General features: G+C 70.5%; 9 protein-coding genes. All 9 read left to right on the top strand.

Features of this window, described 5'->3' with window-relative positions; translation table 11 throughout:
* Positions 1-99 precede the first annotated feature (99 nt).
* The 9 genes from G6O54_RS02585 to G6O54_RS02545 all read left to right on the top strand — a co-directional run bounded on the left by G6O54_RS02585 (position 100) and on the right by G6O54_RS02545 (position 15,697).
* The gene (locus G6O54_RS02585; RefSeq protein WP_165219875.1) at positions 100-1,128 is read left to right on the top strand and encodes an AAA family ATPase; all 1,029 of its coding nucleotides are present in this window, start codon (positions 100-102) and stop codon (positions 1,126-1,128) included.
* 64 nt (positions 1,129-1,192) lie between these two features.
* Positions 1,193-2,104 carry a DUF58 domain-containing protein gene (locus G6O54_RS02580; RefSeq protein ID WP_165219873.1) on the top strand — a complete coding sequence of 304 codons (912 nt, stop codon included), beginning with the start codon at positions 1,193-1,195 and terminating at the stop codon, positions 2,102-2,104.
* Positions 2,101-4,128 carry a BatA domain-containing protein gene (locus G6O54_RS02575; RefSeq protein ID WP_165219871.1) on the top strand — a complete coding sequence of 676 codons (2,028 nt, stop codon included), beginning with the start codon at positions 2,101-2,103 and terminating at the stop codon, positions 4,126-4,128. The genes G6O54_RS02580 and G6O54_RS02575 overlap by 4 nt, the downstream gene beginning before the upstream one ends.
* A 2-nt stretch (positions 4,129-4,130) precedes the next feature.
* Complete coding sequence (locus tag G6O54_RS02570) at positions 4,131-6,329, top strand: hypothetical protein (RefSeq protein ID WP_165220143.1); 2,199 nt, start codon at positions 4,131-4,133, stop codon at positions 6,327-6,329.
* A gap of 54 nt (positions 6,330-6,383) precedes the next feature.
* Positions 6,384-9,668 carry a hypothetical protein gene (locus G6O54_RS02565; RefSeq protein WP_165219869.1) on the top strand — a complete coding sequence of 1,095 codons (3,285 nt, stop codon included), beginning with the start codon at positions 6,384-6,386 and terminating at the stop codon, positions 9,666-9,668.
* Positions 9,669-9,702: 34 nt separating this feature from the next.
* Positions 9,703-10,734 (top strand): hypothetical protein, encoded by a 1,032-nt coding sequence (locus G6O54_RS02560; RefSeq protein WP_165219867.1) that lies wholly within the window; start codon positions 9,703-9,705, stop codon positions 10,732-10,734.
* A 32-nt stretch (positions 10,735-10,766) separates the two neighbouring features.
* Positions 10,767-11,771, top strand: coding sequence for a hypothetical protein (locus tag G6O54_RS02555; RefSeq protein ID WP_165219865.1), 1,005 nt, complete (start codon positions 10,767-10,769; stop codon positions 11,769-11,771).
* A 14-nt stretch (positions 11,772-11,785) separates the two neighbouring features.
* Positions 11,786-12,856 carry a prenyltransferase/squalene oxidase repeat-containing protein gene (locus G6O54_RS02550; protein WP_205678654.1) on the top strand — a complete coding sequence of 357 codons (1,071 nt, stop codon included), beginning with the start codon at positions 11,786-11,788 and terminating at the stop codon, positions 12,854-12,856.
* A 3-nt stretch (positions 12,857-12,859) separates the two neighbouring features.
* A complete protein-coding gene (locus tag G6O54_RS02545) occupies positions 12,860-15,697 on the top strand; it encodes a TlpA family protein disulfide reductase (protein WP_165219863.1) in 2,838 nt (945 codons plus the stop codon).
* Positions 15,698-15,904: the final 207 nt, after the last annotated feature.

The following is a 15,904-nucleotide window of genomic DNA, read 5'->3' as shown; positions in this document are numbered from 1 at the left end:
GGGAAAGGGCTGGCCGGCGGCCGGCCGATCGCCGACAATGGCCCGGCGCGTTGAAGGCACGGACCGGGCCCTTTGCCGGGCGAACAGGGGAGCGACTTCATGGCACAGCCGGAGGCCACGACGGCCCAGCCGAAGCTCAACGAGGACGACGTCCAGGCCATCGACAAGCTCCGCGACGCGTACGCGCGGCTGAGGTCGGAGATCGGCCGGGTGATCGTCGGTCAGCACCCCGTGGTGGAACGACTGGCCATCTGCCTCTTCGCCAGGGGGCACGCGCTGCTGATGGGCGTCCCCGGGCTGGCCAAGACGCTGCTCGTGAGCAAGCTCGCCGAGACGCTCTCGCTCAAGTTCAGCCGGATCCAGTTCACGCCCGACCTGATGCCGATGGACATCACCGGGACCGACATCCTCCAGGACACCGCCGAGGGCCGCCGCGAATTCCAGTTCGTCCACGGGCCGGTGTTCGCCAACATCGTCCTGGCCGACGAGATCAACCGCGCCCCGGCCAAGACCCAGGCGGCGATGCTCGAGGCGATGCAGGAGCACAACGTCACGGTCCTGGGCAAGTCGTTCCACCTCGACGAGCCCTTCCTGGTGCTGGCCACGCAGAACCCGGTCGAGCAGGAGGGGACGTATCCCCTGCCCGAGGCCCAGCTCGACCGCTTCATGTTCCTGATCGAGCTGGATTACCCCTCGGAGGCCGAGGAGATCCAGATCGCCCGGACGACCACCGGCGAGCGGCTGCCGAAGCTCGACCGGCTGATGACCCCGGAGGAGATCCTCGCCCACCAGGCGCTGGTGCGGCGGGTCCCGGTCCCGGACCACATCTACGCCTTCGCGGCGCGGCTGGTCCGCAAGACCCGGCCCACCAACCCGACGGCGCCGGCCTGGCTCAAGCCCCTGGTCTCGTGGGGGGCCGGCCCCCGCGCCGTGCAGTACCTGATCCTGGGCGCCAAGGCCCGCGCGGCGCTCCTGGGGAGCTACATGGTGCGGCTCGAGGACATCCAGGAAGTGGCCGTCCCGGTCCTGACCCACCGGATCATCACCACGTTCGCCGCCCAGGCCGAGTCCATCGACGCCCGGCAGATCGCGCGGCGGCTCATCGAGGAGACGGCCACCGACGCCTGACGTCGGCCGGCGTCCTCCTCCTCCGACCCGCCACCGCCGGACCCACTCGAGGCCATCCCCACCCATGTTCCCCGAACGCCGCCAGCGGAGCTTCCTCGACACCCGGGTGCTGTCGCGCCTCTCGGGCTTCCCGCTGGCGGCGCGGACGCCCATGCTGGGATCGGTCTCCGGCCGGCACCCGAGCCCGCACCGGGGCTCGAGCGTCGAGTTCGCGGAGTATCGGAAGTACGTCCCGGGGGACGACCTCCGCCGGCTGGACTGGCGGGCCTACGGCCGCTCCGACCGCTTCTACGTCAAGGAGTTCGAGGCCGACACCAACCTGCGGTGCTGCCTGGTCCTGGACACGAGCGGCTCGATGGGCTACGGCTCGAAGGAGGTCTCCAAGCTCGAGTACGCCCGCCGCCTCTGCGGAGGGATCGCCCACCTCGCCATCCAGCAGGGTGACGCCGCGGGGGTCGCCTGCGTCGCCGGGGGCGTGGTCCGCAACCTGCCGCCGAGGCGCAACCCGGCCCACCTCGCCGCGCTCTATGACGTGCTCGAGCAGGCCCGGCCGAAGGGGGAGACCCGGGTCGACGAGGTCCTCCACGAGCTGGCCGAGACGGTCCGCCAGCGGGCCCTCGTCGTGATCCTCTCCGACCTCTTCATCGAGCCCCGCAAGCTCGCCGGCGGCTTCCAGCACCTGCGGTTCCGCAAGCACGACGTCGCCGTCTTCCACCTGCTGGACCCGAAGGAGCTGAGCTTCGACTTCCGCCGGCCGACCCGGTTCGTCGACATGGAAGGGGGGCCGGCCCTCTTCGCCGACCCCAGCGAGATCGCCGACCGCTACCGCAAGGCGATCGGCGGATATCTCGACGACATCAAGAAGGTCATGCTGGAGTCGGTCGTCGATTACCACCGCGTGGGCATCGACGAGGATTATGAGCAGGTCCTGATGCGATTCCTGATCGGCCGGGCCCGGGGGAAGGGCGCGCGATGAGCTTCCTCCAGCCGATGTTCCTGGTCGCGATGCCGCTGGTCGCCCTGCCGATCATCATCCACCTGATCAACCAGCGGCGATACCAGACGGTGCGCTGGGGGGCGATGATGTTCCTCCTGGCGGCCAACCGGATGTCGCGCGGGTTCGCGCGGATCCGCCAGTGGCTGATCATGGCCTTCCGGATGCTGGCCATCGCCGGCCTCATCGTCGCGATCAGCCGGCCGCTCGCCGGCGGCTGGCTGGGCATGGCGGCCGGGACCAAGCCCGACACGACCGTCGTCCTGCTGGACCGGTCGCCGAGCATGCAGCAGTCCGAGGAAGGGGGCGGCGGGTCGAAGCTGGAGACCGGCCGACGGCAAATCGTCCGGACGCTGCCGACGCTCGGCTCCGGCCACTGGCTGCTGGTCGAGGGGGCGACCAACACGCCCCGCGAGCTCGAGGCGCCGGAGGCCCTGGCCAGCACGCCCGGCGCGGAGCCCGTCAGCGCGTCGTCGGACATCCCGGCGATGCTCCTGGCCGCCCGCGATTACATCCGGGCCAACAAGACCGGGCGGACCGAAGTCTGGATCTGCTCCGACCTGCGGGCGAATGACTGGGATCCCGAGGGGGGACGCTGGTCGTCGCTCCGGGAGGCCTTCCTGGAGATGTCGCAGTCGGTCCGCTTCCACGTCCTGGCCTACCCCCGCCCGGCGCCGGGGAACCTGGCGGTGCGGGTGACCGGGGTCCGCCGCCAGCCGACGGCCAACGGGGCCGAGCTGCTGCTCTCGCTGAGCATCCGCCGCGAGGGGGCGAAGGAGGGCGAGCCCCCCGGCGAGGGCGAATCACGGCGATCGATCCCCATCCAGGTCGAGATCGACGGGGCGAGATCGGAGCTGACCGTCGAGATGACCGGGCCGACGTTCGAGCTCAAGGACCACAAGCTGCCGATCGAGCGGACCCACGTGAAGGGCTGGGGCCGGGTCTCGATCCCGGCCGACGCCAACCCGGCCGACGATGACGACTGGTTCGTCTTCGACGAGCCGGCGCCCCGGCACGCGGTGATCGTGGCGGAGGACGCCCAGGCGGGCCGCCCGCTCCAGCTCGCCGCGTCGATCCCGCCGGCCCCGACCGTGAAAGCCTCGGCCGAGGTCGTGGCGCCGGACAAGGTGGCCGGCATCGAGTGGGAGAAGGTTTCGGTCCTGCTCTGGCAGGCCCCCCTGCCCGACCCGGCCGCGGCCAAGTCGATCGAGGCCTACCTCGGGCGCGGCGGTCAGGTCCTCTTCTTCCCGCCCCGCAACCCCGGCAAGGAGGAGTTCCGCGGCGTCCGCTGGACGGCCTGGGAACAGCCCGCGAAGGCCCTGACGGTGACCTCCTGGCGGGGGGATCAGGATATCCTCTCGCAGACGCTCAGCGGCGGCCCTCTGCCGGTCGGCCAGTTGCAGGTGGACCGTCATTGCGGGCTCGAGGGGGAGGTCACCGCGCTGGGGACCCTGGACGGCGGCGCCCCATTGCTGGCCCGGCTCTCGACGGACTCCGGCGGCGCCTACTTCTGCGGGACCACGCCGGCCCCGACCGATTCCTCCATGGCCGCGAACGGCGTCGTCCTCTACGTCATGATCCAGCGCCTCTCCGAGGCCGGCGCGAAGGTCCTTGGCTCGACGCGTGAGCTGATCGCGGGCCCGGCCCCCGCGGGCGAGCAGCCCGCGACCTGGAAGCGCATCGCCGGCGCCGACCAGGGGCTCTCCACCGACGCCTCGCTCCACCGCGGCATCTACCAGGCCGGCGAGCGGATGATCGCCGTCACGAGGGCGCCCGCGGAGGACCTGGCGCCCGTGGTCGCCGACGAACGCCTCGCCGGCCTCTTCCGCGGGCTCGATTACTCCCGCGTCGACGATCGGGCCGGCAACATCGGCTCGCTGATCCAGGAGACCTGGCGGATCTTCCTGGTCGCCATGATGGTGGCCATGGTCGTGGAGGCCGCACTCTGCATGCCCCGGCCGCGGCCGGCCGCGTCGGGCGGGACGCCGGGAGGAGCCGCGGCATGAAGATGGACGTGGTCCGCTCGCTGACCTTCCTCTGGACCCCCTGGTCGCTCGCCATCTCGATCGCGATGGTGCTGATCACGGCCGGGCTCTGTTTCGTCGCCTGGCGGCGGACCGGCTACCACCGCGGCATGGGCCTGCTCGAGCTCATCCGGCTGGCGCTCGTGACCCTGGCGGCCGTCATGCTCAACCAGCCGGAATGGGTCGAGGAGTATCGCCCCGAGGAGCGGCCGACGATCGCCGTCCTGTACGACGACTCCACCAGCATGGACACCCGCGACGTCCTGCCCCGGGGGAAGCCGCCGACCTCCGCGGCGACCCGCCGCGAGGCGATCGCCCCGTTCACGAAGGAGCCGGCCTGGGCGAAGGTCCGCGAGCGGATGAACGTGGTGATCCAGCCCTTCTCCACGGCCAGGGCCGGCCACGGGACCGACCTTTTCGAGCCGCTCGCCGGGGCGCTCGAGAAGGTCCAGAACCTCCGCGGCGTCGTCCTCGCCAGCGACGGCGACTGGAACGAGGGCCCCCCGCCCGTCGAGGCGGCGGCCCGGCTCCGCGTCAGGGACATCCCGATCTTCGCCGTCCCCGCGGGCAGCCCCACCAGGCTCCCCGACGTGGAGCTGCTCAGCCTGGACGCGCCGACGTTCGGCGTCGCCGGCAAGTCGGTCCGGATCCCGTTCACCATCGAGAGCTCGCTGCCGCGCGAGTACGTCGCGACGGTCACGCTCCGGACGTCCGAGGGGGAGACGCTCACGAAGGAGGTGGCGATCGCCCCGATGAGCCGGACGGCCGACTGGATCCTCTGGAGGCCGAAGGCCACCGGCAACGTCACGCTCACCGTGGACATCCCCCGCCACGGCGACGAGGTCCTGGCCGACAACAACGCGATGAGCGCCCCGATCGCGATCCGCGAGGAGAAGCTCAAGGTGCTCGTCGTGGAGTCGGTCCCGCGGTGGGAGTACCGCTACCTCCGCAACGCCCTCTCGCGGGACCCGGGCGTGGAGGTCTCCTGCCTGCTCTTCCACCCCGGGCTGAGCAAGGTGGGGGGCGGCAACAAGGACTACATCAAGCAATTCCCGGCGGGGCTGGACGAGCTCTCGAAATACGACGTCGTCTTCCTCGGCGACGTCGGCGTCGGCGACGGCCAGCTCACCGTCGAGCAGTGCCGGCTGCTGAAGGGGCTGGTGGAGTTCCAGGCCAGCGGCCTGGTCTTCATGCCCGGATTGCAGGGGCGGGAGTTCTCGCTCATGGACACCGAGCTCGCCGACCTCTGCCCGGTGACGATGGACACCGCGCAGCCCTCCGGCTGGGGCTCGCGGACGCCCAACCACTTCGAGCTCACGGAGACCGGCCGGGCCAGCCTGCTGACGAAGCTGGCCGACACGACCGACGACAACGCCGAGGTCTGGGAGGCACTGCCCGGCTTCCAGTGGTACGCCCCGGTGCTCAAGGCGAAGGCCGGCAGCGAGGTCCTCGCCGTCCACAAGGACGCCACCAACGAGTACGGCCGCCTGCCGCTGCTGGCCACCCGGACCTTCGGCGCCGGCAAGGTCCTCTTCATGGGGACCGACGGCGCCTGGCGGTGGCGCAAGGGCGTCGAGGACAAGTACCACTACCGGTTCTGGGGCCAGGTCGTCCGCTGGATGGCCTACCAGCGGAACATGGCGAAGGGGGAGACCATGCGGCTCTACTACACCCCCGACCAGCCGAAGATGCACCAGACCATGGCCCTCCACGCCAACGTGATGGATCGCGGCGGCGAGCCGCTCCACGGCGGCGAGGTCTCGGCGCTGATCACCGCGCCGTCGGGCAAGTCGGAGCGGGTCCGCTTCACCTCGGCGGGCGACGAGTGGGGCGTCTTCGCCGGCCGGTTCACCGCCGCGGAGCCGGGCAAGCACGAGGTGGTCCTCACCTGCAAGGAGACCGGGGCGAAGCTCGAGGCCTCGTTCTTCGTCCAGGGCGTCGCCGCCGAGCGCCTGGGGCGGCCGGCGCGGCCGGAGGTCCTCGACGAGCTGGCGCGGGTCACCCGGGGCAAGGTGATCGAGCCGGGGAACCTCGACGAGGTCGTCCGGTCGATCGCGGAGCTGCCGGAGCCGCCCCCTTCGGTGCGCCGGCTCCAGCTCTGGGGCCATCCCGCACTGGCCGCCACCATCGTCCTCCTGCTCGGCGTTTTCTGGGTGGGACGGAAGGTCATCGGTCTTGTATGATGGGCGTTGTCAAGGGCTCTCTACTCATCTCGACAGGAATCGCGGGGGATCGCCATGAGCACCGTCCCTTCCCACGATCGACTCCAACTGCCGGAGAGCCTGAGGGCCCAACTCCTGGCCTTCCGCCGCCGCGTCTGGTCGATCAAGATGGTCGAGTCCGTCGCCGCCGCGGCGTTCGGCCTGGTGGCGGCGTGGCTGGTGATGTTCGCCGTCGATCGCCTGGTCGAGACGCCCGCCTGGGCTCGCGGCCTGCTCTTCGTCGCCGCCTGGGTCGGCACGGCGCGACTGCCGCTGGCCGTCTATCGATGGGTCTGGCGGAACCATCGGCTCGACGAGCTGGCCCGGCTCCTCTCCCATAAGTACCCGCTCATCGGCGATCAGCTCCTGGGCATCATCGAGCTGGTCCGCGACGACTCCGAGCAGGCCCGGTCGCGGGCCCTCTGCGAGGCGGCCGTCGCCCAGGTCGCGGAGGATGCCCGCAGGCGCGACTTCCGCGACGGCGTGCCGCATCCTCGCCATCGGCTCTGGCTCGGCATCCTCGCCGTCCCGGCCGCCATCTGCCTCGGGCTGCTGGCGGCCTGCCCGCAGGCCCTGTCGAACTCGCTGGCCCGGCTCATGGCCCCGTGGAAGGCCACCCCGCGGTACACCTTCGCGGCCGTCGAGCCCCTGCCGCCGACCCTGGTCGTCGCCCACGGCGAGCCCTTCCCGGTCGTCGCCCGGCTCCGCGACAACACCGCCTGGAAGCCCGCGCAGGGGGCCGTGCAGCTCGGCGAGCAGCACCCGGTCTCCGCCGCGATCAAGGACGACGCGTATGCGTTCGAGCTCCCCTCGCAGATCGACGCCGGGAGCCTGGACGTCCGGATCGGCGACTACGCCCAGAAGGTCCGGATCGAGCCCACCCTGAGGCCGGAGCTGACCTCCGTCAGCGCCGAGATCACCCTGCCGGACTACCTCGGCCGCTCGGGCAGCCAGACCAAGGACGTCCGCGGCGGCGTGGCGACGATCGTCAAGGGCGCGCGGGCGAGCTTCACCGCGGTCGCCAGCCGGGACCTGTCCGCCGCCCAGGTGGACGGCCAGGGCCGCGACCCGAACGGTGCCAGCGTCTCGAGCCCGCCGGTCCGGGTGGACGGCAACCGCTCGATCGAATTCCGCTGGAAGGATGCCCTGGGCCTGGAGGGCCGGGCGCCGTTCGTCCTCTCGGTCAACGGCCGCGACGACGAGGCCCCCTCGCTCGCGTGCGAGAACCTGCCCCGGCAGAAGGTCGTCCTCGACTCCGAGACCCTGAATTTCCGGGTCAAGGCCCAGGACGACTTCGGCGTCAAGACCGTGGGCATGGAGTGGAACGGCCCGGACGATCCCATGATCAAGAATCCGGCGAAGGGGGAGCGGATCCTGGCCGCCGGCGGCTCCGACAAGGAGACGCTCGACGTCGCCGGCACCTTCACCGCGAAGAACCTGGGGATCGACCCCCAGCCGGTGGCCGTCCGGGTCTTCGTCGAGGACTACCTGCCGGGCCGGCCGCGGGTCTACTCGGCCCCCTATATCCTCTACGTCCTGAACGCGGAGCAGCACGCGATCTGGCTGACCGAGCAGCTCAGCAAATGGCAGCGCCAGTCGATCGAGGTCCGCGATCGCGAGATGCAGCTCCTGGAGACGAACAAGCAGTTGCGGGCGATGTCCGCCGACGAGCTCGACCGGCCGGACACCCGCAAGCGGATCGAGGCCCAGGCCGATGCCGAGCGGGCCAACGGCCGGCGGCTCACCAGCCTGGTCGGCACCGGCGAGGACCTCGTCCAGCAGGCGATGCGCAACCCCGAGTTCGGCGTCGGCCACCTGGAGAAATGGGCCGAGATGCTCCAGGTCCTCAAGGACATCTCCGGCAACCGGATGCCCACCGTCGCCGACCTGCTGAAGCAGGCGTCGAGGGCCCAGACGGCCTCCAACCAGGCCCAGCCGAAGGACGGCAAGACGGCCATGGCCGGCATGGTGCGGGACACCAAGTCCGGCAACCCGGCCGAGACCAAGGGGGAGCCGAAGAAGGGATCGGCCCCGGCGGTCCCCGTGGTGGCAGACCGCGAGTCGTCCCAGCAGCCGTTCGACAACAAGGCCCCGAAGCCCCAGCCCCCCAAGAACCCGAGCTCTCCGCGCCTGACGCTGCCCATGACCACGATCGCCAGCCCCGGCAAGACCCCGGACTCGCCCCCCAGCCCGGCGGCGCCGAAGGTGGACGAGGCGATCAAGCAGCAGGAGGACCTGCTGGCCGAATTCGAAAAGGTGGCCGACGAGCTCAACCGCGTGCTGGCGAACCTCGAAGGCTCCACCCTGATGAAACGGCTCAAGGCCGCCTCCCGGAAGCAGTACTCGATCGCCGGCCGGATGATCGACGTGACGCCGAACTCCTTCGGCCTCTTCGCCCCCCAGGGGAAGGGCAAGGATGACGTCGCCAAGACGATCGACGAGCTGTCCAAGCAGGAAGCCAAGGGGAGCCAGGACGTCTCGACGATCATGGACGACATGAACGCGTTCTTCGAGCGACGCAGGTTCGTGAAGGTCAAGAGCGTGCTCGATGAGATGCGCAAGCTCGACGTGGTCGGCAACCTGCGGCAGCTCGGCGACGACCTCAAGAAGGAGAATGGCCTGTCGATCGCCCAGTGTGAATACTGGTCGGACACGCTCGACCGCTGGTCCGACGACCTCGTCGACCCGGCCTGCTGCGGCTCCTGTCCCGGCGGCAAGACCCCGGCGAGCCTGCCGCCGTCGGTCGTCCTCGAGGTCCTCCAGGTCCTCGAGGGCGAGATCAACCTCCGCGAGGACACCCGGGTGGCCGAGCAGGCCCGGCCGGCCCTCAAGGCCGAGGAGTTCCGGAAGCGCGGGGCCGGGCTCTCCACCAACCAGGGCGGGCTCAGGGAACGGATCGACAAGGTCGTGGTCCGGATCGGCGAGCTCCCCAACGGGCTGCAGGAGTTCAAGAAGGAGATCGGCCTCCTCAATGCCGTCTCCGAGGTGATGCAGGACGCCACGGAGATCCTGGCGCAGCCCGACACCGGCTCGCCGGCCATCGCCGCGGAGACCGAGGCCATCGAGCTGCTGCTCCAGTCCAAGCGGATCAACCCGAAGGGCGGCGGCGGCGGGGGGGCGACCCCCGGCGGCGGCGGCACGGGCAAGACCGTCGACTCGGCGATGGCCCTGCTCGGCTCCGGCGTGAATCAGAAGGAGCTCCGCGAGGATCACGGGATCTCCCAGGCCACCGGAGAATCCGGCCCGGTCCTCCCCGAGGAATACCGCGCCGGGCTCGACGAATACTTCAACAAGCTGGAACGCAACGGCGCGGGCCGCTGAGCCTTCGCGGCCCGGCCGGTCGGAGGGTGGTGACATGGGTCGTCTTCGGGACGCGGTTGTGATGCTGGTCGTCGCCTGCGCCGTGTCCGGGCTCGGCCTGGCCGCGGGAGGGGAAGACCACCCCGGACAGCCCATCAACCGGGTGTTCCACGGCCCCGGCGGGATGTTCGCGATTGCGATCGACCTGGAAGTCCGGGAGCCCGGCGGTCAAGTCCCGCAGAAGGCCACGGTGAAGGAGGCCGACCGGCCCGCCCCGGCGAAGGGCGAACCGGTCCCGAAGAAGGACGTCGCCCAGAAGCGGGCCGCCGACCGCAAGGCCGCCCAGAAGAAGGCCGAGGAGGACGCCCTGGAGGCCCAGGCCGCCCAGTACGTCCCTCAGCTCTGGCCGATGTTCCGCGCGGAGTATTACTTCATTCGCAACGCCTGCGACCTGGATAAGGGCCAGCGCCTCGCCGTGGCCCGGCTCGGCGCGGAGGCGGCGAAGAAGGCGGCCCGGGGCTTCGTGGAGGCGCAGCAGAAGATGATGCGCGGCGGCTGGCGGCCGGGCATGGACCAGCCGAATCCACGCCGGATCATGGAGGCCGAGCTTCGCAAGTCCGTCTCGCCCCTGCTCACGCCCCAGCAGCGGTCTCGCTACGAGCAGGAGGTCGATCGTCGCGCCGCCGGCCTCAAGCAGATGATCATCGACAACCTGGTGGCGAAGCTCGACGGCGACCTCGTCCTGACCGCCGACCAGCGGACCAAGGTCGCGGAGGGGATCGCGGCCAACTGGAAGGACTCGTGGGGGCAGTCGATCGAGATGCTCCAGAACATCGACAACTTCTTCCCCGACGTCCCCGAGAAGGCGGTCATGCCCTACCTGACCGAGAATCAGAAGGTCGCCTGGCGGCGGATCCCGCGCAACTCGGGCGTTTTCTGGGGCATCAGCTTCAACGGGATCGTCCAGGAGAACGACCCGCTGGACGATCCGGAGCTCCTCCAGGCCCAGAAGGAGTCCGCCGAGAAGCAGGGCCAGGGGCAACCCCAGGCCGCGCCGGCGGCCGGCGTCATCTTCCGGGTCCGCTGATCGATCCGCGCTCGCGCGTGCCGAGGTGCACCATGAACCGCCTACGCCGACCCGCCGCCGTCCTTCCCTTCGTCGTCGCGCTGCTGGCGGCGGGCCCGGTGGGCCGTGCCGACGCGCAGCTCGTCCGCCGCGTCGTCCCCGCCCAGCCGGCCGCGGAGCCGGCCTCGGACGACCTGGTTGAGGAGGCCGCCCCGGCGGATGTGGTCATGCAGGGCCGCGTCATGTTCAACGACGAGACCTTCGATCAGTGGGTCTTCGGCGAGTCCGGCGCGGGCCGAAACGGCCACAACAAGCTCGACACCAAGCTGGTCCTCCACGTGGACGACGTGGCCCGCGTCTGCAACCTCTCCGAGGTCCAGAAGAAGAAGCTCATCCTCGCCGGCAAGGGGGACATCAAGCGCTTCTTCGACCGGGTGGACGCCAAGCGGAAGGACTTCGACAAGGTGAAGCACGATCAGAACAAGGTCATGCAAATGTACCAGGAGCTCCAGCCGCTCCAGGTCACCTATCACTCGGGCGTCTTCACCGAGGATTCGCTCTACACGAAGACCCGGCGGAAAATCCTGGGGGACCAGCAGGACGACCGGTACGAGAAGGTCCTCCGGGAGAAGCGGCAATTCCGCCTCCGAGCCAAGGTGGAGATGGTCGTGGCGCAGCTCGATCAGACGATCGGCCTGACCGACGTGCAGCGGAAGTCGCTCGTCGAGGTCATCCTGGAACAGAGCGATCCTCCCGTCCGGTTCGGCCAGTACGACTATTATCTGGTGCTCTACCTCGCCGGCCGGGTCCCCGAGGAGAAGCTCAAGCCGATCCTGGGCGACACGCAGTGGAAGTTCCTGGACCGCCAGCTCGCGCAGGGGCGAGGCATGGAGCAGTTCCTCCGGCAACAAGGCATGCTCCCGCCCCGGGGAGTCGATCAGCGTCGGGCGGCCGGCGCCCGCGGCATCGCCGATGCCTTCGCCCGAGCCCTCCGCGAGCCGGCCTCCGGGACGAACCTCCCGGCCGACGTGTTCGCCCCGCGGCCCCACAACCCATGATGGACGACCTTCCCATGCCGGTAATCCCCACAAGTACGCGATCGGCGATCGGCCTCGGCATCCTCGGGACGCTGCTCGTCCTGGCCTGCCCCCCCGCGTCCGCCCAGGTCGGCCTCCCCGGCGCCCGGTTCGGCGAGGTGATCCCGCGCGACGTCCGCGAGATGTACGATCGGGGCATCCAGTTCCTGGCGTCGAGCCAGAACGACCGGGGCGAATGGCCCGGCGGCAGTTATGAAGAGGGCCCCGCGCCGGTCGGCCTCGGCATGCTGGTCTTCCTCGCCTCCGGCGAGGATCCCAATTTCGGGCTCTACAGCAATCACATCCGCCGCTCTCTCCGCAACCTGATCACCGCCCAGGACGCGACCACGGGGATCATGGGGCAGAGCATGTACCACCACGGCTTCGCCACGCTCGCGCTGGCGGAGGCCTACGGCGCCGTCGACGAGCGTAACCTCTGGCCCGACGGCAAGGCCCCGCGGTCGGTCGGCCAGGCGCTCGAGCTGGCCGTCCGCGCGGCGATCACCTCGCAGAAGAAGAACTCGCTGGGGGGCTGGCGATACTCGCCGGACGCCAACGACGCCGATACGTCCGTCAGCGGTGCCGTGCTGGTGGGCCTGCTCGCCGCCCGCAACGCCGGGATCGAGGTCCCCGACGCCGCCGTCGATCGGGCCGTCGCCTACTACAAGTCGATGACCGCACCGTCGGGCCAGGTCGCGTACTCGGGCGGCATGGGGGGCTTCGACGAGTCGATCGCGCGGATCTCGATCGCGACCCTGATCTATTCGGTCTCCCGCCGCAAGGACATGCCCGAATACAAGTCCACGCTCAACTACCTCCGCGGCCGGCTCGAGCAGCAGGCCGCCCAGCAGTGGGTCGAGTACGCCCGCTACTATCAGGCCCAGGCCCTCTTCCAGGGGGACCTGATGGCCTGGGAGAAATGGAACAACCTCCTGGTCCGCCAGCTCAAGCAGGCCCAGAAGCCCGACGGCAGCTTCCAGGGCCAGTTCGGGCCGGGCCTCACGACCTCGTTCGACCTCCTGGCCCTGGCGCTCAACTTCCGCTTCCTGCCCATTTACGAACGGTAGACCATGACCGGAACGCGAAGCTCGTCGACTCTTCCGTCCCGCCCCGTCCGGCCGCTCGCCCGGGTCGCGATCGCCGCGGTGGCCTCGTTGGTGTTGGGCGGGCCGCTCGGGCAGACGATCGCCGCGGACGGCCCCGCGGCCGGCCCCGGGCCGGCGGTCCTGCACCTGGCCAACGGCGGCTTCGCGGCGGGCGAGCTCCGGCCGTCGAACGATCCGAAGGCGATCCGCTGGCAGGCCGCGGCCCTGGTCGCTCCGCTGGACTTCGGCCTGCCCGCGGTCAACGCGATCCACTTCCCCACCCCCGAGAAGCTCCCGAGGCCCGAGGCGGATTACTGCTTCGAGCTGGCCGGGGGCGACATCCTCTTCGGCGGCCTTGCGTCCCTGGACGGCAAGGAGGCCCGCCTCGAGGCGCCGGGCATCGGGACGCTCCGGGTCAACCGGTCGTCGATCGCCAGGCTCTATCGCTGGAAATCCGGCGGCGACCTCATCTACATGGGGCCCAACGGCCTGGACCGCTGGAAGCAGACGGTGCAGGGCAAGACCTGGAAAGAAGAGCAAGGCCAGCCCTGGACCGACCAGGAAGGCGCCGCGATTCGGGGCGACCTTCAGCTCCCCGCCCGGTCGACGATCGAGTTCGAGCTCTCGTGGCGAACTCGGCCCGATTTCATCCTGGCCCTGGGCGTGGGCGACGACGACAAGACGACCCAGCGAGCGTTCCGTTTCGAGGTCTGGGAGCGCGACCTGATCGTCCAGCGCGAGACCGAGCAAGAGGCCGACGTCGCCTCCGTGGGCGAGATCGCGCCGGGCCAGGGGCGAGTCCACCTGACCGCCTATCTCGACCAGGAGAAGGGGCGGATCCTCGTCTTCTCGGCCGAGGGGAAGCAGCTCGCCGACCTCAAGGTCGCCGGCACGTCATCCCAGACCCTGGGCGGCATCAGCCTGGTCAACAAGCGGGGCGACATCCGGCTCGAGCGGATCCGCGTGGGCCGCTGGAGCGGCGAGCCGCCGAGGCCCGTAGAGGGGGACAGGTCGCGGCTCCACGGGGTGGATGGCTCGATCGTCTACGGCCAGGTCGCCCGGCTCGACGCCGCGTCCCGGAGCTTCATCGTCGGCGAGGGCAAGGACGAGACGAAGATCCCGGAGGCGAGGATCGCGGCCGTCTTCCTGTCCAGGGCCGGCGAGGCGAAGGACCGGACCGTCGCCGCCGTGTACCAGGACGGCACGCGGCTCAGCGGCGAGCTCGTGGCGGTCGAGGCGGCCAGGCTGCGGCTCGCCGTGCCCGGGATCGAGGGGGCCGTCACCCTGCCTCAGCAGGGGCTCCGCTCCCTGGTCTCGCTCCGGCCCCAGGCCGTCCCCGCCTCGGTCGGCGGCGTGCTCGGCACCCTGGAGCTCGACGACCTTCGGCTCCCCGGCCGGCTGGTGGACGGCAAGGAGCAGCCCGACGCCAGTTGCCTCACCTGGCAGCCGCAGGGGAGTGCGGGCTCCAGCGCCCTGCGGCCGGGCCTCGCCGGCCGGATCGTCTATCGCGAGGCCGTCGCGCCCAAGGCCGCGGCGTCTCGCCCCGCCGCCCCGGCCCCTCCTCCCGGCCCCGGCGGCGTGGTCGCCGGCTTCCTTTCCTCGCTGGGCGGCACCCCGCAGGCCAACCAGGCGGGGGGCAAGCGACGGTCCCTCTACCTCACGAGCGGCGACGTGATCCCGTCGGACATCGTCGGGATCGACGAGAAGGGGGTGACGTTCAAGACCAGCCTCTCCGCCAGCACCTTCGTCCCCCACGATCGAGTCAAGGCGGTCGAGCTCGCGCTCACGGGCGACCCGCCGGTCAAGATGACCCGGTCGAAGCGGGACCGGTTGCTGACCCTGCCCAGGATGCAGAAGGAGAACCCCCCGACCCACCTGATCCGCTCGCGGAACGGGGACTTCATCCGCGGCCGGCTCGTCGGCATGGACGACAAGACGCTGCACCTCGAGCTCCGCCTCGAGCCGCGAGACATCCCCCGCGATCGGATCGGCCTGATCGTCTGGCTCCATCCCGAGGACGCGAAGGCGAAGGCGGATCCCCCGGCCGCGGCCCCCGCGGCCCCCGCACCCGCTCCGGCCCCCTCGTCGAGCGGCGGGACCCGGGTCCAGGCCGTCTGCAACGACGGCATCCGCCTCACCTTCGTGGCCCAGTCCTTCGCGGGCTCCGCGCTGGCCGGCAAGAGCGACGTGCTCGGTCCCTGCAACGTGGAGCTGAAGGAGGTGGACGAGCTGCTCATCGGCAAGGGGATCGAGAAGGCGGCGGCCTCGGTCGCGTATCAGCAATACAAGCTCGTGGACGCGGTCGAGCCGAAGGCCGCCCAGGCCTCGGCGTCGGACCCGTCTTCCGGCGGCGCCAGCGGGACCGAGGGCCCCCTCGTGGGCAAGCCGGCGCCGGAGTTCGAGCTCGCGCTCCTCGACGGCACCAAGTTCAGCCCCTCGCAGCACAGGGGCTCGGTCCTGATCCTCGACTTCTGGGCCACCTGGTGCGGCCCCTGCCTCCAGGCCATGCCCCAGGTGGAGAAGGTCGCCGGCGAGTTCAAGGACAAGGGGGTCAAGCTCGTCGCGGTGAACCTCCAGGAGGAGCCCAAGCAGATCCAGGCGCTCCTCGACCGCCAGAAGCTCCACCCGGTCGTCGCGCTCGACCGCGACGGGGCGGTCGCGGAGAAGTACGCCGCCAGTGCCATCCCCCAGACCGTGATCATCGATCGCGAGGGGAAGGTCGCCCGCCTCTTCATCGGCTCCAGTGCCCACCTCGACGACCAGCTCCGCGAGGCACTTCGCGCCGTCCTCGGTGAGGCGCCGGCCGCCCCCGCCGCGAAGTGACCCGGGGGCGTAGAGAGGCCGCGATCACGCCCGGGATCGCGACGACCGCTCGCGGAGCCAGGGTCCTGGCCGGGATCAGTGTAGAATTCCGCGGATCGAGTGCGGACCCTTGCGGAGTGTAGCAGGTGGGCGGGGTGATGTGGAGTTTCTCCACCACCTCCGCTCTTGATTCTCCAGTCGACATCAGTCAATGATGGGGATCTGCCT

The sequence above is a fragment of the Aquisphaera insulae genome, from assembly GCF_011064615.1.
GTDB classification, from domain to species: domain Bacteria; phylum Planctomycetota; class Planctomycetia; order Isosphaerales; family Isosphaeraceae; genus Aquisphaera; species Aquisphaera insulae.
This window is presented reverse-complemented; position numbering and strand designations above follow the sequence as displayed.